At 36.6% G+C, this 22,118-nt stretch carries 19 protein-coding genes and 2 pseudogenes; 7 read left to right on the top strand and 14 right to left on the bottom strand.

The features are described 5' to 3' along the window. Positions 1-56: 56 nt before the first annotated feature. Positions 57-839 carry a TolC family protein gene (locus AAHI02_RS18975; protein WP_346986639.1) on the bottom strand — a complete coding sequence of 261 codons (783 nt, stop codon included), beginning with the start codon at positions 837-839 and terminating at the stop codon, positions 57-59. Between the two features lie 25 nt (positions 840-864). Beyond that, positions 865-1,380 (bottom strand): TolC family protein, encoded by a 516-nt coding sequence (locus AAHI02_RS18970; RefSeq protein WP_346984585.1) that lies wholly within the window; start codon positions 1,378-1,380, stop codon positions 865-867. Positions 1,381-1,508: 128 nt separating this feature from the next. Between AAHI02_RS18970 and AAHI02_RS18965 the strand changes: the two genes are divergently transcribed. The 4 genes and pseudogenes from AAHI02_RS18965 to AAHI02_RS18950 form a co-directional block, all read left to right on the top strand. Further along, positions 1,509-2,300, top strand: a complete 792-nt coding sequence (locus tag AAHI02_RS18965) for a helix-turn-helix domain-containing protein (protein ID WP_062676471.1) — start codon at positions 1,509-1,511, stop codon at positions 2,298-2,300. A gap of 253 nt (positions 2,301-2,553) precedes the next feature. Next, positions 2,554-3,195, top strand: a complete 642-nt coding sequence (locus AAHI02_RS18960; protein WP_346984584.1) for a serine hydrolase domain-containing protein — start codon at positions 2,554-2,556, stop codon at positions 3,193-3,195. A 28-nt stretch (positions 3,196-3,223) separates the two neighbouring features. Next, the gene (locus tag AAHI02_RS18955; protein ID WP_346984583.1) at positions 3,224-3,394 is read left to right on the top strand and encodes a tetratricopeptide repeat protein; all 171 of its coding nucleotides are present in this window, start codon (positions 3,224-3,226) and stop codon (positions 3,392-3,394) included. Between the two features lie 299 nt (positions 3,395-3,693). Then, positions 3,694-3,810 (top strand): annotated as a pseudogene (locus tag AAHI02_RS18950) (arsenical-resistance protein); the annotation flags it as partial. Between the two features lie 247 nt (positions 3,811-4,057). On the opposite strand, the gene AAHI02_RS18945 reads toward AAHI02_RS18950, so the two are convergent. From AAHI02_RS18945 to AAHI02_RS18915, 7 genes are all read right to left on the bottom strand, one after another. After that, positions 4,058-4,972, bottom strand: a complete 915-nt coding sequence (locus AAHI02_RS18945; protein WP_346984582.1) for a helix-turn-helix transcriptional regulator — start codon at positions 4,970-4,972, stop codon at positions 4,058-4,060. Between the two features lie 16 nt (positions 4,973-4,988). Beyond that, the gene (locus AAHI02_RS18940) at positions 4,989-5,726 is read right to left on the bottom strand and encodes an SDR family oxidoreductase (protein ID WP_346984581.1); all 738 of its coding nucleotides are present in this window, start codon (positions 5,724-5,726) and stop codon (positions 4,989-4,991) included. A gap of 12 nt (positions 5,727-5,738) precedes the next feature. Continuing rightward, positions 5,739-6,716, bottom strand: a complete 978-nt coding sequence (locus AAHI02_RS18935; RefSeq protein WP_346984580.1) for an aldo/keto reductase — start codon at positions 6,714-6,716, stop codon at positions 5,739-5,741. Positions 6,717-7,152: 436 nt separating this feature from the next. Beyond that, complete coding sequence (locus tag AAHI02_RS18930; protein WP_346984579.1) at positions 7,153-7,983, bottom strand: SDR family NAD(P)-dependent oxidoreductase; 831 nt, start codon at positions 7,981-7,983, stop codon at positions 7,153-7,155. 80 nt (positions 7,984-8,063) lie between these two features. Continuing rightward, positions 8,064-8,957 (bottom strand): helix-turn-helix transcriptional regulator, encoded by an 894-nt coding sequence (locus tag AAHI02_RS18925; RefSeq protein WP_346984578.1) that lies wholly within the window; start codon positions 8,955-8,957, stop codon positions 8,064-8,066. Between the two features lie 107 nt (positions 8,958-9,064). Then, complete coding sequence (locus tag AAHI02_RS18920; protein WP_346984577.1) at positions 9,065-10,045, bottom strand: hypothetical protein; 981 nt, start codon at positions 10,043-10,045, stop codon at positions 9,065-9,067. 13 nt (positions 10,046-10,058) lie between these two features. Continuing rightward, entirely contained in the window at positions 10,059-10,493 is a 435-nt protein-coding gene (locus tag AAHI02_RS18915) for a hypothetical protein (protein WP_346984576.1), read from the bottom strand. Positions 10,494-10,658: 165 nt separating this feature from the next. On the opposite strand from AAHI02_RS18915, the gene AAHI02_RS18910 reads away from it, so the two are divergent. Continuing rightward, positions 10,659-12,347: a response regulator gene (locus AAHI02_RS18910; RefSeq protein WP_346984575.1), complete on the top strand. Its 1,689-nt coding sequence runs from the start codon at positions 10,659-10,661 to the stop codon at positions 12,345-12,347. Beyond that, positions 12,334-12,459: a LytTR family transcriptional regulator gene (locus tag AAHI02_RS18905; RefSeq protein WP_346986638.1), complete on the top strand. Its 126-nt coding sequence runs from the start codon at positions 12,334-12,336 to the stop codon at positions 12,457-12,459. The genes AAHI02_RS18910 and AAHI02_RS18905 overlap by 14 nt, the downstream gene beginning before the upstream one ends. Positions 12,460-12,516: 57 nt before the next feature. On the opposite strand, the pseudogene AAHI02_RS18900 reads toward AAHI02_RS18905, so the two are convergent. Further along, a pseudogene (locus tag AAHI02_RS18900) lies at positions 12,517-12,638 on the bottom strand (transposase); the annotation flags it as partial. Positions 12,639-12,777: 139 nt separating this feature from the next. Between AAHI02_RS18900 and AAHI02_RS18895 the strand changes: the two are divergent. After that, a complete protein-coding gene (locus AAHI02_RS18895) occupies positions 12,778-13,884 on the top strand; it encodes a linear amide C-N hydrolase (RefSeq protein WP_346984574.1) in 1,107 nt (368 codons plus the stop codon). A gap of 125 nt (positions 13,885-14,009) precedes the next feature. Here AAHI02_RS18895 and AAHI02_RS18890 read toward each other — a convergent pair whose 3' ends face one another. From AAHI02_RS18890 to AAHI02_RS18875, 4 genes are all read right to left on the bottom strand, one after another. Then, on the bottom strand, positions 14,010-15,809 hold the full coding sequence (locus AAHI02_RS18890) for a hypothetical protein (RefSeq protein ID WP_346984573.1): 1,800 nt from the start codon (positions 15,807-15,809) through the stop codon (positions 14,010-14,012). Positions 15,810-16,021: 212 nt separating this feature from the next. Then, positions 16,022-17,428 carry an efflux transporter outer membrane subunit gene (locus AAHI02_RS18885; RefSeq protein ID WP_346984572.1) on the bottom strand — a complete coding sequence of 469 codons (1,407 nt, stop codon included), beginning with the start codon at positions 17,426-17,428 and terminating at the stop codon, positions 16,022-16,024. Between the two features lie 29 nt (positions 17,429-17,457). Further along, on the bottom strand, positions 17,458-20,571 hold the full coding sequence (locus AAHI02_RS18880; protein WP_346984571.1) for an efflux RND transporter permease subunit: 3,114 nt from the start codon (positions 20,569-20,571) through the stop codon (positions 17,458-17,460). Positions 20,572-20,603: 32 nt separating this feature from the next. Beyond that, positions 20,604-21,773: an efflux RND transporter periplasmic adaptor subunit gene (locus AAHI02_RS18875; RefSeq protein ID WP_346984570.1), complete on the bottom strand. Its 1,170-nt coding sequence runs from the start codon at positions 21,771-21,773 to the stop codon at positions 20,604-20,606. Positions 21,774-22,118 lie beyond the last annotated feature (345 nt).

The raw sequence follows: 22,118 nt of genomic DNA, 5'->3' as shown, positions 1-22,118 counted from the left end.
CCACCCTGTAATTTTAGTAACAAATCTATCAGTTACCGTATATTTTTTTTCATGATTTATAAAATACCTATTATATTTTGTAGTAAGTAATATTTATTTTGTGCCATTATTTTTGCTGCTTCAAGCTCGAACTTTGTCTGCAGAAGTTGTACATCTGCATCTAACAAATCTGTAATTAAAGAAGTCTGATTAAAGTAAGTATTTTTAATAATTCTTGCATTTTCTTTCGCATGAGCCTGATTAGCCTCAGCAACTTTTATCTGTTCTAAAGCCTCCTGATACCTCAGGTAAGCTTCTTTTACTTGTTGTCTTACCTTATCTTCGGTATTTTTATAACTTTCTTCTTCTTTTTCAAACTCTATTTTGGCAGCTCTTACCTTATGGGTATTATGATAAAAAGATGATAAATTGAAAGATGCTCTTAACCCTATTACCCCCAAAGAATACCAATATGGATTGTAAGGAAATAAGAAAATTTGTGGATTTGCATAATAAAATTCTCCATACATTCCAATTTTGGGTCTTACATTAGCTTTAATTTGATCTATTTTTATTTTACTGAGCTCTGTTTTGTGTTCTGAAATGTGATAATCAAATGAATGTTCTAAGGCCGTTTTTAAATATTCTTCGTAGGAGGTGGTATTGTTCCAAATGTAAGTCGGTTCGTCTGGAACTACAATTTGTTCGTCAGGAACTCCAATAATAATATTCAGTTTTTGAGTAGCAATAAGAATATCATTTTCTATCGTAATTAATGCCATTTCACGTCTGGAGAGCTCAAGCTCTATTCTCAAAACGTCACTCTTTAGTACAACACCGTTTTTTAATAAGCTACGTATTTCTTTCAGCTGTTTTTTTTGGTCTTCAATATCCTCTTTTATAAGTTTTCTGAAAATTAATATTTTTTTGTAAGTCTAAATACAAAGCAGCCGTCTTGTAGTGAATATCAGAAACAGTTTGCTCTCTCTTAATTTCAGAAATCTCGTGAAGTATTTTTTCTTCTTTAATTTGTAGATTAAGTTTATTTCCATTATAGAGATTAAGATAAAAATCAGCACCTGCTCTGTAGAGTGTATGTATTACTTCATGTTGACTTGGTTTTGAAAATAAGCCATTTTCATAAATCGGTATATTGCTTGCTTTTTCTGCACTTCCTTTTATCTGCACTTCGGGAAGCCGCTCCGCTCTAAGATCTTTTACTTCTTCAGCAGAAATACCCACTTCCAAATGTTTTATCTTAATATCGCGACTGTGTTCCTCTGCTTTGTTCCAAGCGTCTTTTAGTGAGAGTTTTAATGTGTCTGCATTCCAAACAGAACTCTGGGCCCAAGTCGAAAAAGTTATTCCAAACATTAGAAATCCAGTGAGATAATTTTTCATTGAAAATTTTAGAATCATTGTATTGCAAATCTACATTATTTACATAAAAAAATTTATCGACAATAGTCATTCTTTTCATGATTCCGGCCAAATTCATTATCTTTGTTATCAATAAATACAACATTAGTATGGGATTAATTAATTCACTACCAGATATTGATAAGAACGATAAAAGTGTATTTGTAATGCATGAAAAATCTGAAAAATTGATCCCGGTTCATAGACATACCAAAGGACAACTTAGTTATGTTGAAGGAGGTATCGCTTATATTACTATAAATAATCGGACATATGTTGTTCCCGCAAGACATTTCTTCTGGATTCCGCAGGGTTTGGAACATATTTTACAAATTGGTCATTCTGCAACAGTATTACGATCATTATATTTCTTTGCTCATGACGATTTGTCTGATCCTTTTTTCAGTCGTCTTGGTATTTATCCTGCCACAGAACTTTTAATACAAATGATCAAGTATACTGAAATATGGGATGAGAGACATGTAATATCTACTGATGAAAATTTTGAATTTTTAGTAGCATTAAAAAAAATTCTACCCAAAACCCATCAACAACCCTTGCCCATTATTCTTCCTGCCACCAAAAACAAGATGACTAGGAATATTGTTTCTTATCTTGAATGTACAATAGAAGAAAAACACAGTCTTGCTAGTATAAGTAAAAAATTTGGATTGAGTGAACGCTCTCTATCGCGTCTTTTTAAAACAGATTTGGATATTTCTTTTCTCCAATACTTAAAAACTTTAAGAATTATTAAGGCCATTGAACTTCTTCTTAATACAAATAAGTCCATTAATGAAATTGCATATAACGTGGGTTATAATTCTGTAAGCTCATTTAGTGATACTTTCCGCGAATTTACCAGATCGAGACCTTCAGATTTAAGGAAATTAAATAATTGAAATACTATACCTGAAAATATTCAAAAATAAAAATATTTCAACGGACAGTACCCTGCAAATAATTAAATTTTAATAAGACATTTTTAGCATACTCAATATATTAACTAATTCTTCTTTTTTTGGGAGTATTTTCCAGGTAATATTTCAGAAATTCTTTCCAAATCTTCCACCAAATGTTTCGAGATTTCTTCGGTTATGGGTACAAAAAAAATCCTCTGAAACTATTGTTATCAGAGGATTTTTATTTTAAAGGGTGGCCATTCCAAACAATGCCGGAGCCTATTCCACAATTATCAATATGGAAGGAAAATGGATTAATGACGGAAAGCTGCATAATGTATTTGCCACTTTTCCGGTATTCTTTAGAACCGCCACAGGGATCATTTCCACTTCCGAAGATCTAAGCAAATGGCTTATCGCACTGCAAAATGGAAAGCTATTGCAAAACAAAAATAGCATCCAAGAGCTTTTCACTTCCGTAAAACTAAATGACGGGCATATCGACGGGTTTAATAAATTGACTAACGGATATGCACTGGGCTGGCCAACAGTCGAGCGAGAAGAACATCCTGCTGCTGCACCTGTTGGAGGTATGCGTTCGGCATTATTCGTCTATCCAAAGGATGATCTGTCGATCGTGGTTTTGACCAATCTTCAAGGTTCCAATCCTGAATGGTTCATTGATGAAATAGCCGGATACTATTTTCCTGATATGAAAGTTAAAAATGGTTTCGGCCTGAGTAATAATCTAAAATCATTGCGTCAACAACTCATTGAAAGTCAATTTAAAAATGGATACAAGCTTTACACAAAAATTAAAAAAAGCCAACAAAGATTTCACATTATCCGAAGACGAAATCAATTCTTGGGGCTATCAATTATTAGAACAAAATAAAAAAAACGAGGCTTTACAGGTTTTTCAATTGAATACCTTGTTATTTCCAAACAGTGCGAATGTTTATGATAGTTACGCTGAAACTCTAGAAGCAATGGGAAACCGGAAAGAAGCGATCATTAATTATAAAAAATCACTTGAACTCAATCCCAATAATACAAATGCAAGTAATTTTCTAAAAGATAAAATGGTCAAATAGCTATTCTTATAGTTAATAGCCGTGATCCTTATACTAAAAGTACCTTGCTGAATAGGTTTGACCAAAAGAAAGAATTTAAATATAATATCATTGTAGTATCTATGAAGCTATAACAGTCAGAGATTTTTTTTTAACCAATGCCAAATTCTTGACATAGCCAGTCGCAGATTTTAAAATTTGAAATAATCCCAAACATGCGGTCATATATTTTCCAATAAAATATTTTAAAATAACCCGGTAAAAAGGTAGCTAAAGTATTGTTGCCAGCCAACGTCTCTCCCACCATACTTTTTAATCAAATTGATTGGTACAATAGAGAGTTCATTCCTAAAATATCTCCGTTAACATTATATGCTTTACTATTTACGATTGTACTCATGTTCAGTCTGAAAGGAGATAAGATTTTAGAATTACCATTTAGAATAAGTTTATGGTTAAAAAAAACGATGTATGCCTGAAACTTCTCTCTATTGTTTTTATTTAGAGCCTTATAACAAAATTGATTTATGATCATCCAAATGTTAAGCTTCAGCAGCACAGCATTGAATAAGGAATGTTACCAATAATACTTTATTATACGAAAACTAAATCCCCTTTACTTGTAAGGGGATTTTTATACGACTTATAATGCAAGTTAAGACCAGCAATCATTATGTACTCCATTTAATTAAATGACTGTCTGAACTCCAACGGTGAAACGTCTGTCTTTGCCTTGAAAAGTTTGCTGAATGATTGTGAATGTTCAAAGCCTAATCCATAAGCAATTTCCGAAACAGAAAGATTTGTTGTTGATAATTTTTCTTTGGCTTTTTCTATAATGGCGTTTTGAATATACTGTTGGGTGTTCAGTCCTGTCAGTGAACCTAACATATCACTCAGGTAGCGTTGGGACAGCTTTAATTCTGTACTGATATATTTCACGGATGGCAAACCGTTTTTCAGACTGCTTTCTTCTTCAAAATACTTATTTAAAAGTTTGTCCAGAGAAGTGATGATGTCGTGATTGATGGCTTTTCTCGTAATAAATTGCCTGTTGTAGAAACGATTGCTGTAATTCAATAACAATTCTAATTGCGACACCAGAACATCCTGGCTGAAGCCGTCAATGTTATTGGATAATTCATTTGCTATTGTTGCAAATAAATTGGCTACAATTTCTTTTTCCTTTGCCGATAAAAATAAGGCTTCCGAAACATCATAAGAGAAAAAGCCATATTGGTTTATTGTTTTCCCTAATGGATAATTTCTGATAAAGTCCGGATGAAAATACAAGGCGAACCCTTCATAGCTTTCAATTTCTTCCGGCGAGAAAACGATTTGTTTGGGTTTCAAAAATGCCAATCCGCCTTCTTCAAAATCGTAATAGCCCTGTCCATACTTTATTTGTCCTTTAAAGGTAGATTTAAAGGAAATTTTATAAAAGTCCAGGCTTACTTTTTGACCCTTTGGAAATATCTCCATAGGAACATTACCGTAATCAACCAATGCGATCAGCGGGTGCAGTGGTGCAGGAAGTTCCAATAGCCGTATCAATTGCGATATACTTTTAATATGATGGATGTCGGATGGTGTTTGCATTTCTTTACGAATGTAATCAATTTTGTTTTGACGGACGAATCACAATCTCACCAACTTCCACATCTTTGGGTTGACTAATGGCATAGCTAACCGCATTGGCAATGGCATCCGGGCTAATGGCTAAATTTTCCATATTCTGCGTGATGATGGTCTTCATTTCCTGATTTTTTATACTATCAGCAAAGTCGGTTTTTACAACACCTGGCGAAATACCAGTAATCCTTATCATTCCATCTGATTCCTGCCTAAATGCTTCTGCGATAGTTCTAACTGCATTTTTCGTACCTGCATAAACACCCTGCATTGGAACGATCTTTATTCCTGACGTTGAAATAATATTGATGATATGTCCCGATTTTTGTTCTTTGAAAATGGGAATTGCAGCTGCCATCCCATACAATACACCCTTCAGATTAATGTCGATCATTTCTTCCCAACCGTCAATATCCAATTCGTCGATCCGGCTTAACTGGCTTACACCTGCGTTGTTTATAATTACATCCAATGTTCCGTATTGATCAACTGCTGTACTGACGAACCGAACGAGATCAGCTTTATCCTTCACATCAATCTGAGAAAAAATGGCTTCACCACCTGTATTTTTAATTTCTTTTACCAACTGTTGCAATTGTTCCGTTCGTCTCGCACCCAAAACAACCTTTGCGCCGTTTTTTGATAATTCTATGGCAATAGCCTTACCTATTCCGCTGCTAGCCCCTGTAATGGCAATTACTTTTCCTCTAATATTTTGCATTGCTATTCATTTTTATTTATCAATTTGTTTTTCTAAAAATTCGGGATATCGGTCACCTGCAAGCGTAATTCCATTGACTGTTGTATCAATTTTTTTAAGTTCATCGTCTGTTAAGACAATATTGGTACTGCCAATATTTTCTTCTAGTCGATGCAATTTTGTAGTTCCGGGAATTGGTACTATCCAAGGCTTTTGAGCTAAGAGCCAAGCCAATGCTAATTGTGCTGTTGTCACATTTTTTTGTTGGGCTATCTCAGAAAGCGCGTCCACTAAAACCAGATTGGCTTTTATATTTTCTTCGGTGAAACGTGGAATAACATTTCTGCGGTCGATATCGTCTAATTTTTTGTTAATGATACCCGTCAGAAATCCTTTACCCAAAGGACTGAACGGAACGAAACCAATTCCCAGCTCTTCTAATGTTGGTATGATTTCATTTTCCGGTTCACGCCAAAACAGAGAGTATTCGCTTTGCAATACTGATACCGCTTGAACAGAATGTGCTTTCCGAATCGTTTTAGCACTTGCTTCCGATAAACCGAAATATTTTACTTTGCCCTCCTGAATTAGGTCTTTTACCGTACCTGCAACATCTTCTATCGGAACGTTCGGATCAACTCTGTGCTGATAAAGCAGATCAATATAATCTGTTTTTAATCTTTTTAAAGAGGCGTCGGTTACTTTTCTTATCGTTTCGGGTCTGCTGTCTAAACCTACTGCCGGATTGGCATCTTTGCAGCCGAATTTTGTAGCGATGACGACTTCCTTTCTAAAGGGCTTTAGTCCTTCACCCACGAGTTCCTCGTTCGTGTAAGGTCCGTAAGCTTCTGCGGTATCAAAAAACGTCATCCCTCTCTCAACGGCGTTATGTAGAAGAGTTACGGCTTCTTTTTTATCAAGACCTTTACCGTCAAGAAAGTTTAACCCCATACAGCCAAAGCCCAACGCGGAAACTTCCAACCCGCTATTTCCTAATTTTCTTTTTTGCATAATTTTTTTTATTTGTTTTTAACTGAACTAATTTTCAAGTACAAAATTCCTGATTGATGTGCTGTAAAAAGTAGCCCAATTGGTAATTATTGTAGTCAGATTATCAAACTAATTCAATGTAAATCAGTAATTTTAGCTTTAAAGAAATGTATTTAAAAAAGATTGATAAATCCTCATCAAGTTTTTACTAAAAAAAGGGATTCCATTAAATGAACTCCAGATATCAAAACCACCTGCCTTTAGCAAATCGAAATACCGAGAAGCATACGTTAAATCATGATCCTAAAGACCAGGTTTTTGATGAGAAATTTAGAGAAATTTGACATCGGGTAAAGATCAGGAAGATGAAGATTTTACCTATAAAATGAAGAAAAAAGCAGAGAAAAAGTAATTTCCTACATGCAACGGATCAATTTATTATGTTTTTGTGACTTGCTTATTGTTGAAAGTCTGTTGAGGCTGAAAGATCTTCCCATTCTTCGATTTGCTGTGATAAGAAGGCTATTTTTTCCTTGGCCCTTTTGTAAGCATCACTTCCTAAAAATAAAAGCGTCGGAGGATTCTGACTGTTCACTAGTTCAATAAAAATGTCAGCGACCTTGTCGGGGTTACCTGGCTGTTTGCCATCTATTTCGTTCATTTTTTGATGTGCCGTTCTCAAAAAACCATAATCATCAATCTGTTTTTTACTGAAGGCGATGGAGTCCTGTTTTGCAAAATTAGTTCGAAACCATCCGGGCAAAATTGCAGTCACATTGATTCCCAATGGCTTTAGATCATTTGTCAAAGCTTCTGACAAACCTGTAACTGCAAATTTAGCAGCACAATAGATGCTCCAGCCAAGTCCTGGTGCAAAACCGGCAATAGAAGAAATATTGATGATGTGCCCTGAATGTTGGCTCCTGAAAAAAGGCAATGCCTGTTGGATGACTTTAACGACTGCAAAAAAATTGATGTTGAAATTATCGTTAATCTCTTGTTCTGTCAATTCTTCAATAGCTCCGCCGATTCCATACCCTGCATTATTTACGATCACATCGATTCTTCCAAACATAGTGTTGGTTTTTTCCAGGGATACTGCTATAGATTTTTCATCTTTCAGATCAACCTCCAGAGGCAAAAAGTTTTCGCTTGTGATATCAGATAACGCAGAAATTTGTCGTGATGTTGCAGCAACCTTATAACCTCTCAATAATAATTGCTCTACAAGGGACCTTCCAATGCCTTTGGACGCACCTGTAATGTACCAAACTTTAGAAATATTCATTTTTATAGTTTTTATTACAGCAAAATTAGTCCGGGTACCTGAAGCATCGTTAGTAAAAACAAAAACATTATTTGTATAAATCAAACCAACCTGAAAAAGGTCGGGTTTAAACCTGTTTGCTTTTTGAAGAACTTATTGAAGTGGGCAAGGTCATCAAAACCTAGACTATCACTTATTTCAGAAACAGACCAATCTGTGTGTTTGAGCAAAATTTTCGCTTCAGTACTCAGCCGCTCCATTATGTGCTGGCTTGTGGTCTTGCCCGTCACTTTTTTCAAACAGCGGTTAAGGTAATTCACGTGAATGGAGATCTTTTCTGCAAATTCATTGGGTAAACGGAATTTAAGTTTGTCAGTGCTGTATTGGATGGGGAATTGTTGCTCTAACAATTCCAAAAATACCATTGTAATTCTTTTGCTGGCATCTCCATATTGAAACAGATTTTCCGGAGGCATCCATTTCATTGCCAAAAAGTACAGCTCACTGGCATAATTCCTGATCAGATCATATTTGTAAATATAGTTTCCGTTTACTTCCTGAAACATTTTGTCAAAGAGGTTTTTTACTTCTTTGCAGTCATCCGTGGATAATTTAAAGACGGGGAGAACAGAAGATCTGAAAAGGGAAAGATTATCTACATCAAGTTTGTGGCTCCCAAGAAAAAATTCACGTTTGAATACACAAAAAAAACCTTTTGTATCAGAGGTTAAAGGTTGATAGGAATAGGGAATATCAGGATGAAAAAACAGCAAGGTGTTGCCTTCAACCTTTATTTCCTCGTTTCCGTACTTGAAAACATTTTCTCCTGAAAAAAGCATTATTTTAAAGAAATTCCTGCGAACGTGCAACGGCAATTCTTCTTTTCTGTCCAATCGGTTTTCAATACGAAACACATTAAACTGTCCGATGGTATATTCCAAATTGCCAGGTAATTCATTGAATTTATGCTGGTAAAATTGTTCTATTGTTTCCATAAATCAGATTTGAACATATTTACTGATTAGTATAAAAGAAACCAAGTTACAAATTATTGATTAGGGAGACAAATCACAATTGAAGTATGATTTGGATTCATAAATATTTATTGCTGTGCTGTTTTCTTGATAAACGGATCGAAAGACAGACCAACGTTCACATAAAATGTTGTCTGTGGCTTTGCCTGGAAAATATATGAACCATAAGATTCAGATTTCTCAAATAACCGTCCCTCCACAATACTTTTCGCACCGCCCTTGAATGTTGCAACAAAAGAATTTCCAAGATAATGTTCATACATCAGCCCTGAATTGATCTCTATCTGCCGGAATTCATATTTTTTATCCGTACTGTCGATATTATAAAGATACAATGATGTCCCATCCAGTTCACTCCCGATCGAGAGCCTGCCATTCTCAGCAATTCTTTTTCTGAGGTACACACTTTTCGGTAAAATAATGTCGGCGATCAGACCATTATTGAATTTATGCTCATAGGTGAACGTCGGAATGACAGGTGTCTGAACGGAAGGATCTATAGCAACCAAAAGTCCCACCGTCATTTTGGTCTTTGCATTGGCTCTCAAAACCATCGTTGCGGTTGCTATTCCGCGCAGTCTTTCAAAATGTTGTTCACTCCCGTCCACTGAGGCGCTGGCCGAATAGATCATCATCCTGTTGAACAATTTTGAAAAATAAGTGAGACTCAAACTCTCCGAATGATAGTGATAATCTTCTTTGCTTCTGAAAAATACGCTGCCTGCAGGATCATTCATTTCCGTGTTTGCTGACATGTAACGATAATTAAGGTTAGTGCTCAATACAAATTTTTGTTTTGTAATTAAATTGATATTGGCACTCATTTTTGCGCGGTAGAAATTTTTCACTTTTGCTTCCGGCAATTCCTGACCTCTCAATGTAGAAGAAAAGTTGTAAGGTGTTAACTGATTATATTCCACATTCAGGGCACGCGTAATAGGAAATTTCTCTGCGATGTAGGACATGGTTTTTGTGGACGTACTGTCCTTCACCTGTGAAAAAAAGATTGTGCTGATAACAGTTGCTAATAAAGAGAATTTTGCTTTCAAAATGTAAATATTTTTATTTTATGATTTGGACCCGGGATTGTAAGAAGTCAAAGCTGAATATTTTATCGTAGATCTTATCCCGTGATTTATCTGTAATCAAGCTTTTGAATGATCTCAGATCATTAGATGCACAACTGCTGACGACGACGAGCCATAACTCTTTCAGATTTTCACGTTTTTTAAAGTCGATCAAACCCGCATTGGAATAGTTTGCACGTGTTAAGGGCAACTTTGTATCATCACAAAAGATCACCCCTGTATTTGTGCCAGAGTATTTAATGATACTACCCTTATATCGCATCCAATTAATGATCTCTATGGACGGATCGTAGGATTGTATAAAACGGCTCAGATCTGCGACCTTCGTGATCATCTCTTCTTGTTGCTCGGCAGAGAGACATGAATGCTCTATCTCTTCTACAATTTTCAGAAAACTTTCAACCTCCATAGATCAGATTTAGGAAGCAAAAGAAAGGATTTTAGATCTTGGTTTTTATTTTTTTATACCAAACACCCCTAAACCTCTACCAAATCCCATAATTTTTTTGGTAGTCGAAAACAGCTGTTTTGTATAAATTATTTAACGCTCTATTATAAATGCTCTATTTTTGTAATGAATACATTTATAATGGAAACCTATCAGGCTAATAAGAACAGTGGCATTATTAACTTTTTAGTGGATGCCCGCTATCGTTTTGTCAGGCATATTCTGCTCTTACTATGGCTATTTTTGTTATTAGTCAATGCAAACTTTACTTCTGACTTTACAGAAGATTCCAGATATTTTCTATTCCTTACGGTGTTTATGACATTTGTAATGATGATCTACGTCAATATGTATGTGATTGTCCCTTTATTTTTTTTCAAAGGAAAGTATTTTGCATATCTTTTGGCTGTACTGATGCTTTGTATCATAGGTCTCGCTTTTCTTATTTTTATTATTGGAAATATTTTTAATAATTATCATATCAATGATCAACATCGGACATTCCCTGTCAATGAATATTTTGAGAGCGTGAATTTCGTTATGCTTTTTATCTTATTGACTACGACTATAAAACTTCTGCAAAGGTGGATCGTAGACAGTACCAGAATGTCAGAATTAAAGACTCTGACCATGAATCTCGAACTGAATGAACTGAAAAATCAGATCACCCCACATTTTTTGTTCAATATGCTCAATAATATAAAGGCACTGATCAGAAACAACCCTTTGAAGGCAACGGACATCATTGTGAGATTATCAGATCTGTTGAGATATCAGCTGTATGAGAGTAGCAATGAAAAGGTCAGGCTGACTTCCGAAATTAAGTTCATAACCAATTTTCTAAGTCTTGAAAAGATCAGAAGAGATCACTTTGATTTTACGATCCAGACAGATAATGAAGTGCCGGATCTGAGAACGATCGAAATACCTCCTAACCTATTTTTGCCATTCGTAGAGAACGCGATCAAGCACAGTACGGAAACTTCAGAAAATCAGAGTAACATCAATATCAGGTTTTTCGTCACCGAAAAAGAAATATGCTTTTCATGCATCAATTCTATACCTCTAGAAAAAGAGCAGACTGAAAATCCTTATGGAGGTCTGGGACTGAAAAATATTATCCGAAGGTTACAGCTTTTATTTAATGAGGATGAATATAAGTTAGAAACCACATCGACAGCCAATCAGTATACCGTTAACTTAAAAAATCCCGATATGAACTGTATCATTATAGACGACGAGCCATTGGCAAGAGAGGAATTACATTCGATGCTGGAAGAGATCTCCGGACCCACAGTAGTCGGAAGTTTTTCAAGTGCGTCGGCCGCAGAAAAATTCCTTTCAGGAAATGAAGCAGACCTGGTGTTTCTTGATATACAAATGCCTAAAATGACAGGATTGCAGTTTATTGAAACAATACCAAAAAGCAGTCTGGTCATTTTCACAACAGCATATCCTCAATATGCACTGGAAAGCTATGAGCTGGATGCCATAGATTACCTTCTAAAGCCTTTTGACAATGAGCGGCTGCAAAAGGCGGTCGACAAAGCCCAACACTATAGCGATCTATTATCGGCCAATAAAGAAAACAGCCTGGAAAAAAGCACTTCGGAGTTTATGATTATAAGATCTGAGAAGAAATTTTTTAAGGTCAATTTTACAGACATCAAATACATTGAAGGCTTAAAAGATTATGTTCTGATCCATACCACATCGCAGAAGATCATAGCCTCCATGAATCTTAAGACCATTCATCAAAAAAATTCCTTTGCCAAGCTTCATCAGAGTAAGCAAGTCTTATGTGATCAACAGTGAGCATATCATTTCTTTTGACAGTTATTCAATCAATTTCGATGACAGGGAGGTTCCGATCGGTGAGATCTACAGGGAGAATTTCATCAAGACGTTTACCAATGGATTGTTATAAGGTTTTTAGATTTACAATGAAATTTGTGCTAAATATATATCTGAATTGAGACCGTGAAAAAACACTGCAGATGGTTTGGGTAAAGCCGTTCAGGTTATTAGTTGCCATATAAGAATATCTTCCATACCACAAGCTTTGAGATCAGTTAGAACGCCTATCCAGAAACTCGAACTTTCATTGTTCCTAAATTACCGTAAAAAATGGGATATTGAGGTGTAAAATTGTATGTAGGTGCTTAAATTTAATTACCTTTAAAAAATACTTTTAATGAATCTTATTATATTTGTTGATTATAAATAAATTCATAAATTATTTAATATGAAGTTTTTGTTCCTGCGAATATTTGCAATTTGTACTCTTATTCTATCCAATCAAAGTCAGGCCTGCTCAGCGTTTTTACTTACAGGTAAAAATTATAATGTCATTGGTTTCAATGAGAATTGGAAAACAATGCCCGGAATGATTGTAGTGAACAAGCGTGACGTTCTTAAAAGAAATATCAGCTGGCAAAACTTGACAACAGATCATTTACAATTCAATACGCAATGGACTTCAAAATTCGGATCTGTCACCTTTAATCTTTTGGGATATGATTTCCCTTGCTATGGAGTAAATGAAAAAGGACTTTTTTTAGTGGAATTATATTTAGAAGAAACCACTAAAGTTTATAATCCTAAGCAACCCAATATGTTTTGGGCACAGTGGATTCAGTATCAGTTGGACAATTATAAAACTGTAAAAGAAGTGATAGACCACCTTCAGGGCGGTCCAAATATTGATTGGTGGCCCAATGCAGCTGGTAGTCATTTTTTTCTGACTGATGCCAAAGGAAATTCCGCAACTATAGCTTTGTTAAACGGTAAATACAAAGTATTGACGAATAAAGAAATGCCAATGCCTCTTTTGTGCAACAATCAATATCATAAGGACCTGTCTACTGCTAAAAAATTTGATTTCCTTGGTGGAAAGGAAAAGTTTAATTTTGATCAAAGTACAAAATGGGAAGACCGCTACAATCGTACCTACTATATGTTGAAGAATTATAAGTACGACGAAAGACCTGTTGATTATGTCTGGAATATTTTGAATTCTATACATCCGGGAGAATGGCAGACTGTTATTGATACAAAGAAAATGAATCTATACTTTAGATCAGATTTGAAAAGAGAAGTCAAGACAATAGAGATTAGCAAATTGGATTTTTCTAAAAATGCTCCAGTAAAATATTTAGACATACACACAGATGAAACTGGAGTTGTCAACAAAAACTTCCAAAATCTTACAGAGGCAAAAAATATTGAATATGTTGACAAAGGATTTCCGATCGGCTACGACAACAAAGAATTTGGAACTTCCGATATTTTTGAGAAATTGAAAAAGAATATCGTTAAATTCTTTCACAATATTTTACCGGAATCTTACTGAGATTTATATTATACAAAATTCGATTTATTAAATATCTGGCATTTTATTTTTGTCAATATCATGTTCGTTAACTATATTTTTCGTGTAGTAAATATTAACTTTATATAATTATCATAAAATCTAACTCAATTCCCGAAATTCACAAAATGCGGAATATCGGTACCAAAACTATTCATTGATAAAACGTTATTACGGTTGCTGTTAAAATCAAAAAGCGAATTATTATCAAACGGAACGCGAGGATAATACATAAAAGAAATTTGAATCCTGTTGAAAACCAGATACGGATTGTTGATTAAAACCCCAATTCCTATTTTAGTGTTTGTTCTTGTTTTCAATAATTTCTCGTCAGGCATGCTTAGCCATCCGGCTGCCGCAGTCAGATATGGACTGAAATGAAAATTCTTCCAGGTCTTATTAATGAAAAGCTGAAGCTGATATCGTAAAACCAATTTTTTAGTCCCTATATAATCTGCATTATAAACCGGAAATTCATCCCCTGAAGAAAGATTAATTCGGTCTATGTAAGAATAATTATGCTGCGGGTTTCCCAATGCCAAAGTCGGAGAAAAGAAATGTCTTGCTTTTGCAAATTTCCAATCCATCAGATTTGTAAAATACATTCCATCTAAACGGAAAGACTCACGGTCTTGCCGATCCTCATTAAAAAAACGTCCTAACTGAGCTTTCAGACTGAAATAACCAAGTTTTATAAAGCTGCCATACGTTGTCGAAATTCCGGCATACGGTATCATTTTACTGCTTCTTGATAAAAAACCGGCAGTAACATTCACAGAAGTTCCATAAGCGATATCTTCCGGCAAATCATATTGAAAAATATTTTTCTGCAGTTCAAATTTTCTCTGAATAAATCCGGCGGATGCCAGAAAACTACTGTATGAACTGAAATACTGATACTGGTCAATTCCCGGGCTGTCTTTATACTGATAATTTTGAAATCTTCCAATCAGTGCGATATTGCTAGATATTTTTTCACTGGAATTCGAAGAAACGGGAATCTGATAACCGCCCCATAAATCCTGACTATAGACTTTGATCTGGACTTCCGGAAAAGTGGTATCCGTTTCTATCGGAAGCGCAACATTCCGCATAAAATATTCAAAAGAAAAACCACCTGCCCATTTCGTTAATGGTGAGAAAAAATCTCTTCTTACATTAAAATTGATTCTTTCATTTTTAGAGAAATCTCTTTCTCCCAACACCTGAGCATTAATATAAGAACCAAAAAGATTGTAGGCCGTATAACTTCCAAAAAGATAGTCTTGCTTTTCTTTAGAATCGTTTCTGTAAAGCAAATCTAATCCATGCCCCAAACCGAGTACATTTTCTTCGGTAACTCCCAAGCCAATTTTGCTTCCGGAATAACTGACTCTCGGTTTCAAGCTCCAGGAATCCAGAACTTTTACCACTACATCCACGGAATCTTTAGTAGAAGTACTGTCCGAAATACTGATATTAACCCTGTTTATAAAAGGCATTGTTCTAAGCAAACGCTCAGATTCATAGATTTTTTGCGCATTATATTCTTCTCCTTTTTCAAAAAGCAGATAATTATTAACCGTAGAAATTCTTGTGTTGGAATGCAGATGATTTGTAAACCAGTCGTACCATCTGAATTTCTCTTTTTTGTCTTTGGAACCATATCCAAATGGATCAATTGTTTCTACCCGAATATTTCTTATGTACTTTCCGTTGTAAGTTTCCTGCGACAGTTTTTCAGTGGTTGTTTTTACAGAAGTCGAATCTGCTTCTCTACGAAATATGAAACGATGAATGAATCGTGTAACTTTCCTTTTGTCCGAAAATTTTTCAATTTTATAATAAATCGAATCTTTTTTCTCCTGTGCGTAAAAAAAAGAAAAACAGCTTACAAAGAAAACCAAAATTACAATCGATTTATTCATCAATTTACCAAAAATTCAATACCGTTCATACTATCAATTTATAAGCCAAAAAGATATGTAAATATGGACACTAAATCCAAAGAAATGTCAGGTAAATTATATCAAGTCCTATTTATTATGGTAGCTCAAGATAAACATCAAGAAAATCGTCACAAACGTATCTAAATGACACCATTTTAAGGTCGTGGTGCCATTCTAAAGCTATTAAACAACTAATATAATCCTCCACCCAAAGCAATATAAAGATCCACAATTGCCTGTAACTCCTGTAACTTATCACTTATTCCATTCAGGCGGGCTGCAAGTAAGCTTTGCTCAGACGTCAAAACATCGGTGTAATTGGTATTGGACGTGAAACGCAGTAATTCCTTGGTAAATTCTACCGATTTGTTGAGATAGACCAGTTGTTCTGTTCGGATCTTTTGCTTTTCCAGAGCATTTTCATACGAAAAAAGAGCATCGGAAACTTCCTGTCCGGCATTCAGTATGGTTTGCTGATAGGTGTTATAGGCAGCTTCCTTTTGTGCTTTCGCAATGGCTAAGCTCGCTTTATTCTTACCTTGTGAAAAAATGGGTTGCGCCAAACCTCCTATGAGATTATAAAAGACAGACTGATTAAAAAAATCTTTAAGTTTTAAAGAAGCAAAGCCTCCTTCTGCAGTTAATGTAAGACTTGGATAAAAATTAGCTTTTGCAACATTTACATCTTCAAAAGCTGATCTGAACTGCAGCTCTGCCTGCTGGATATCCGGACGTCTTTTTAACAGATCGGAAGAAACTCCGGTACTGATGCTGCCGACTGAAGTCTGGTCATCCAGTGAACCCCTTTCTATCTTGCCAGGTGTTCTTCCTAGAAGTACACTTAATGCATTTTCGGTTTCACGAATCTGTTTTTTCAAATCCGGAACAGAAACTTCGGCAGAAAATTTATTGGCCTGGCTTTGTACCACCGCAGCTCCTGTCACTACAGCACTTTCCTTCAGCGCCCTCATTGTTTCTACATCTTTCGTTCTGTTTTCTATAGTTTCCTCTGTAATTTCCAGTTGTTTATCCAATGATAATAATTGATAATAATACGTGGCTATACTGGAAATCAATTGGGTCTGAACGGCACGCTGCGCCGCTTCACTTTCTAAATAATTGGCCAGAGCCTTGCGTTTTAAACTTCCGATCTTTCCCCATATATCAGCTTCCCAACTTGCTGATAATCCCAACTGATAGGTCGTCGTTTTAAGATTGATCTGATTACTTAATCCACCCAAATTCAGCGATTTGGCTGATTGTTTTGAGTGAGTGACCTGAAACGATCCGTCTAGTGTTGGATAATAACCTAATTTAGCCTGTGTCAGACTTGCCTGCGATTCCGATATTTTCAGAATCGCATTTTTGATGTCTGTGTTATTATTCAATCCTTCCTGAATAAGATTTTGCAACTGAGCATCAGTAAAAAGCTCTTTCCACGACAGATTGGCGATAGAAGTACTGTCTTCTGCCGGTCGGTCTGTCCTGTAAATATTTTCTGTTTTCGCGGCTGGTTTCTGATAAGCATCTGTCACTTTACAGGAAGTCACACTGAGAAAAGCGACCAGTAATATGATATGATTTTTATTTAATTTCATAATGATTCTTATTTGTTATAAATTGATGATCAGCTTTTTCTAAATCTTTCCTGTAAAGACTGAAAAATGACAAATAAGGCAGGAGTGACAAAAACACCGAGAATTGTCCCAAACAGCATTCCTCCAACAGCTCCCGTTCCTATCGATTTATTCCCTACGGCACCCGCACCTGTCGAAAGCATCAGAGGAAGCAATCCTAAAATGAAAGCGAAAGAGGTCATCAGAATCGGTCGGAGTCTCGCCACCGCACCTTCTACAGCAGCCTGAACGAGGCCTAAACCTTCTTTTCTCCTCGCTAATGCAAATTCTACAATCAGAATTCCGTTCTTAGCTAAAAGCCCGATCAGCATAATGAGGGTAATCTGAAGATAAATATTGTTTTGCACACCAAATATTTTAGCAAAAATGAACGCTCCTGCCAAACCTAAGGGTAATGATAACAACACCGCAAAAGGAATGATATAACTTTCATACTGCGCACTCAACAGGAAGTAAACGAACACCAGACAAAGCACGAAAACATAAACAGTCTGAGAACCGCTGGATGTTTCTTCACGCGTCAATCCGGAAAATTCGTATCCGAAACCCACAGGAAGTTCTTTTTTGGCCACTTCTTCAATCGCTTTAATGGCATCTCCTGAACTATAACCGTTGTTTTGCGAACCCTGCACTGCAATAGAGGTAAATAGGTTGAAACGGTTGATCGCTTCAGCACCATATATTTTTTTCATTGTGATGAACTGGGTAATCGGGGCCATCACATTATCGTCTGTACGGACATAAATCTTATTCAACGTTTCAGGATTCGCGCGGAACTGATCATCTGCCTGATACATTACCCGGTACTGTTTTCCAAAATCATTAAAGTTGGAAGAATAAACCCCGCCATAATAGCCCTGCATCGTACTAAGAATAGTACTGACGGAGACATTGGCTTCTTTTGCTCTTTCCACATCAACATTCATTTCATACTGTGGGAAATTGTTATCAAATGATGTTGTAGCGAACTGAATTTCCGGACGTTTGCTCAGTGCGGCCAGGAATTTTTTACTGGTATTGTTAAAGGTATTCAAATCTCCGCCGGTTTTATCCTGAAGCTGAAATTCGAAACCACTGCTGTTTCCGAAGCCCTGAAGTGTAGGTGGAGCAAAGAAAACGACATTGGCAGAACGGATATTCCCCGTCATTCCAAAGAGTTTCCCCGTGATACTGTTGATATCCTGAGCTTTCCCTTTTCTTTCATCCCAAGGTTTAAGTTTTATGATTACCATTCCATATGAACCTCCGGCTCCGGCGATGAAATTCTGTCCGTTAAGTCTGAGTGTCGTCTGTACTTCCGGTAATTGTTTTATCAAGTGATCGACCTTCTCGGTGACCTCAGCTGTTCTTTCCAGCGATGACCCTGCAGGAAGACTGATGTTTGCAAATAAAACACCCTGATCTTCGTTAGGTACAAATCCCGATGGTGTTGTTTTCATCAGCCACCAGAAAAGTCCTCCAAATACAACGATGGAAACAATTGCAAGCCATTTTCTTTTGATTAAAAACTTTACGCCGCCTTTATATTTTTGAGTCATTCCGTCGAATGCAACGTTGAACGAGGTATAAAATCTATGTAAGAAACCCTTTTTATGATGCTCAGAATCCTGATGAGGCTTTAAGAAAAGAGCACATAATGCAGGACTTAATGTCAATGCATTAACCGCCGAAATGACAATCGCTATCGCTAATGTTAAACCAAACTGCTTATAAAAAACGCCTGTAGAACCAGAAATAAATGATACGGGGATGAACACCGCAGCCATTACCAAAGTAATCGAGATGATCGCTCCACTAATTCCGTTCATCGCTTTGGATGTTGCTTCCTTGGCAGATTCTACTCCCTGGTCCAGCTCAGCATGAACAGCTTCTACCACAACAATAGCATCATCCACTACAATTCCAATGGCCAGAACCAATGCAAAAAGTGTCAAAAGATTAAGCGTAAATCCAAATAAATTAAGGAAAAAGAACGTCCCGATAATCGCAACCGGGACTGCAATGGCCGGAATCAAAGTTGAACGGAAATCCTGCAGGAAAACAAATACAACAATAAAAACAAGAATAAAAGCTTCTATCAGCGTATGGATTACTTTTTCTATCGAGGCATTAAGGAAATCATTAGCATTCATCAATTCGGTATATTTGATGCCATCAGGAAATGACTGGCTTGCTTTTTCGATTGTTGCCTGACATTGCTGAATCAGCTCATGGGCATTTGACCCGGAAGTCTGCGAAATTCCAATACCCACTGAAGGTTTTCCGTTAGTTGTTGACGAACTCGAATAACTCTGCGAGCCCAGTTCTATCCTGGCAACGTCCTTCAATCTCAGAATATTAGCTTTTGAATTCCCTTTAATAATAATATCTCCAAATTCTGAAACCGATTTTAGACGGCCTGTATATTTAATTGTAAACTGGAAGGCTTGATTTCCTTTTTCACCGAATTTCCCAGGTGCCGCCTCTACATTCTGTTCTGCCAAAGCATTGCTGATATCAGTCGGAATTAATCCATAATTCGCCATTGCATCAGGTTTAAGCCAGATACGCATGGAGTAATCCATACTTCCGAAGACAGATGCATCACCTACTCCATTAATACGCTTGAGCTCCGGAAGCAGGTTGATATTGGCATAATTCTGAAGGAATTTCTGATCAAATGACGGGTTATCGCTGTAAAGAGAGAAGATCATCACATTGCTGCTCTGTTGCTTCTGCGTGGTAACACCCGATTTGGTAACCTCCTGAGGCAATAAACTTGATGCTTTGGACACTCTGTTCTGAACATTGACTGCTGCCAGATCAGGATCCGTTCCCAATTTAAAATAAATAGAGATCTTTGCAGAACCATCATTGCTCGCCGTAGAAGTCATATAGGTCATATCTTCCACACCGTTGATCTGCTCCTCCAAGGGAACGATCACGCTATTCATCACCACATCAGCATTCGCTCCCTGGTAAGAAGTCGAAACAACAACTGTAGGCGGCGCAATCTCAGGATATTGTGAAATAGGAATTGACGAAAGACCAAGATATCCCAGTATCACAATAATCACCGAAATTACTGTTGACAGAACCGGGCGGTCTATAAATTTTTGTAACATATCTTAGATTTATGTATTGATTGACTATGAGTTTAATTGGCAATGTATGCGTTGGTATTTTCCGGTTTGATTTTGGTACTATTTTTCAATGTACCGGCTCCGTCAAAAACAACTTTGTCTCCTGCTTTCAGGCCTTTGGTCACCACGAAATATTGATCTTTCGTAATATCCATTACCTCTACCTCAACACTTTTCACAGTGTTATCAGCATTCACTACATAAACAAATCGTTTTCCCTGTAACTCGTAAGTACTTTTTTGCGGAATCATCACTACCTTATCTAAATGCTCTGTAAGACGGATCGTTCCACTTGCCCCACTTCTGATCAGTCCTTTCGGATTTGGAAAGTTGGCTCTGAAACTGGACGATCCTGTCTGGCTGTTGATCTGGCCCAGAACAGCTTCAAGAGTACCTTTCTGGTCGTATTCGGAACCGTCGGAAAGTAATAATGTAACCGATGGACTGCTTTTCAATTTCTCCTGAACCGTCGCTCCGGGAGTATCTCTCAGAAATTCCAAAAGCTGCTTTTCACTCATTGAGAAATAGGCGAATACATTTCCCGTATCAGAAATTGTGGTCAGCGGTGTGGTACTTGTACTGCTTACATAACTTCCCGTCTTCATTGGAAGACTTCCCACGACACCGTTAATTGGACTTGTAATACGGGTATAATTGAGATTGGTTTTCGCAGTTGCCACCTTAGAGTTCGCCTGGTTAAACGCTGATTTTCTCATCTGTAAAGTATATTCTGCTGACTCCAGCTCAAACTTGCTGACAATGTCTTTCTGTACCAAAGGTTTTACTTTTCTTACCGCCATATCAGCCGAATTAAGATCTGCTTTAGCACTTATTACGGCTGCCTGGGCATTTTCCAGCTCCTGCTGATACTGAGGATTAAAAATGGTAAATAAGGTTTGCCCCTTATGAACCACAGCGCCTTCATCAATATAAACCTGTTTGACGTAGCCGTCAATTTTTGGCTGAATGTTGACCACTTCCTGTCCGTCTATGGTTACCGGATAATCACGATAAAGATCTGTGGAACGAGACTGCACTGTAAAAACAGGATAAGTCTGTTCTCCCTGCGGCCCTCCCATACCGGAAGCACCCGAATTCTTATTATCTCCGCCGCAAGATGTCAATAACGATATTGCCATAATGCTCAGAACAGAATTTTTTATACGTTGATTAAAGCTGTACATTATATTTGATTTTGATTAACGTTGCTGAGGAAATAATGTCATTGGAAAACATAATTCCTCTTTTCATGCATCAAAATAAGTTCAACCAAATCACAAATTTTCGGTTTACAGACCTACAGCAACAACAAATAGATAAAAACCAGAAATCGTATCGATGAAAAATGAATAATCAAAAAATCTCATTTCGTCGGTAAAAACCTTTGGATTCGTCGGTAAATCAGTGATTTTGGGAAGATTTCTGACGGAAATTGATTTATTTTGTTTTTATTTACTCCACAAATTTTAAAATCAGAATGAAAAAGAACCTTTTGTGGGCTCCTCATTTATATATCATAATCCCACTTT

The organism is Chryseobacterium sp. POE27 (assembly GCF_039727685.1).
In the GTDB taxonomy this organism is placed as follows: Bacteria; Bacteroidota; Bacteroidia; order Flavobacteriales; family Weeksellaceae; genus Chryseobacterium.
The sequence above is the reverse complement of the archived record's forward strand: the minus strand, read 5'-3'. Positions and strand labels throughout refer to the sequence as shown.

Coding starts and splice junctions, on each gene's coding strand:
- AAHI02_RS18970 (WP_346984585.1), bottom strand. CDS start 1,380: ATGAAAAATTATCTCACTGGATTTCTAATGTTTGGAATAACTTTTTCG.
- AAHI02_RS18965 (WP_062676471.1), top strand. CDS start 1,509: ATGGGATTAATTAATTCACTACCAGATATTGATAAGAACGATAAAAGT.
- AAHI02_RS18945 (WP_346984582.1), bottom strand. CDS start 4,972: ATGCAAACACCATCCGACATCCATCATATTAAAAGTATATCGCAATTG.
- AAHI02_RS18940 (WP_346984581.1), bottom strand. CDS start 5,726: ATGCAAAATATTAGAGGAAAAGTAATTGCCATTACAGGGGCTAGCAGC.
- AAHI02_RS18935 (WP_346984580.1), bottom strand. CDS start 6,716: ATGCAAAAAAGAAAATTAGGAAATAGCGGGTTGGAAGTTTCCGCGTTG.
- AAHI02_RS18930 (WP_346984579.1), bottom strand. CDS start 7,983: ATGAATATTTCTAAAGTTTGGTACATTACAGGTGCGTCCAAAGGCATT.
- AAHI02_RS18925 (WP_346984578.1), bottom strand. CDS start 8,957: ATGGAAACAATAGAACAATTTTACCAGCATAAATTCAATGAATTACCT.
- AAHI02_RS18915 (WP_346984576.1), bottom strand. CDS start 10,493: ATGGAGGTTGAAAGTTTTCTGAAAATTGTAGAAGAGATAGAGCATTCA.
- AAHI02_RS18910 (WP_346984575.1), top strand. CDS start 10,659: ATGAATACATTTATAATGGAAACCTATCAGGCTAATAAGAACAGTGGC.
- AAHI02_RS18895 (WP_346984574.1), top strand. CDS start 12,778: ATGAAGTTTTTGTTCCTGCGAATATTTGCAATTTGTACTCTTATTCTA.
- AAHI02_RS18890 (WP_346984573.1), bottom strand. CDS start 15,809: ATGAATAAATCGATTGTAATTTTGGTTTTCTTTGTAAGCTGTTTTTCT.
- AAHI02_RS18885 (WP_346984572.1), bottom strand. CDS start 17,428: ATGAAATTAAATAAAAATCATATCATATTACTGGTCGCTTTTCTCAGT.
- AAHI02_RS18880 (WP_346984571.1), bottom strand. CDS start 20,571: ATGTTACAAAAATTTATAGACCGCCCGGTTCTGTCAACAGTAATTTCG.
- AAHI02_RS18875 (WP_346984570.1), bottom strand. CDS start 21,773: ATGTACAGCTTTAATCAACGTATAAAAAATTCTGTTCTGAGCATTATG.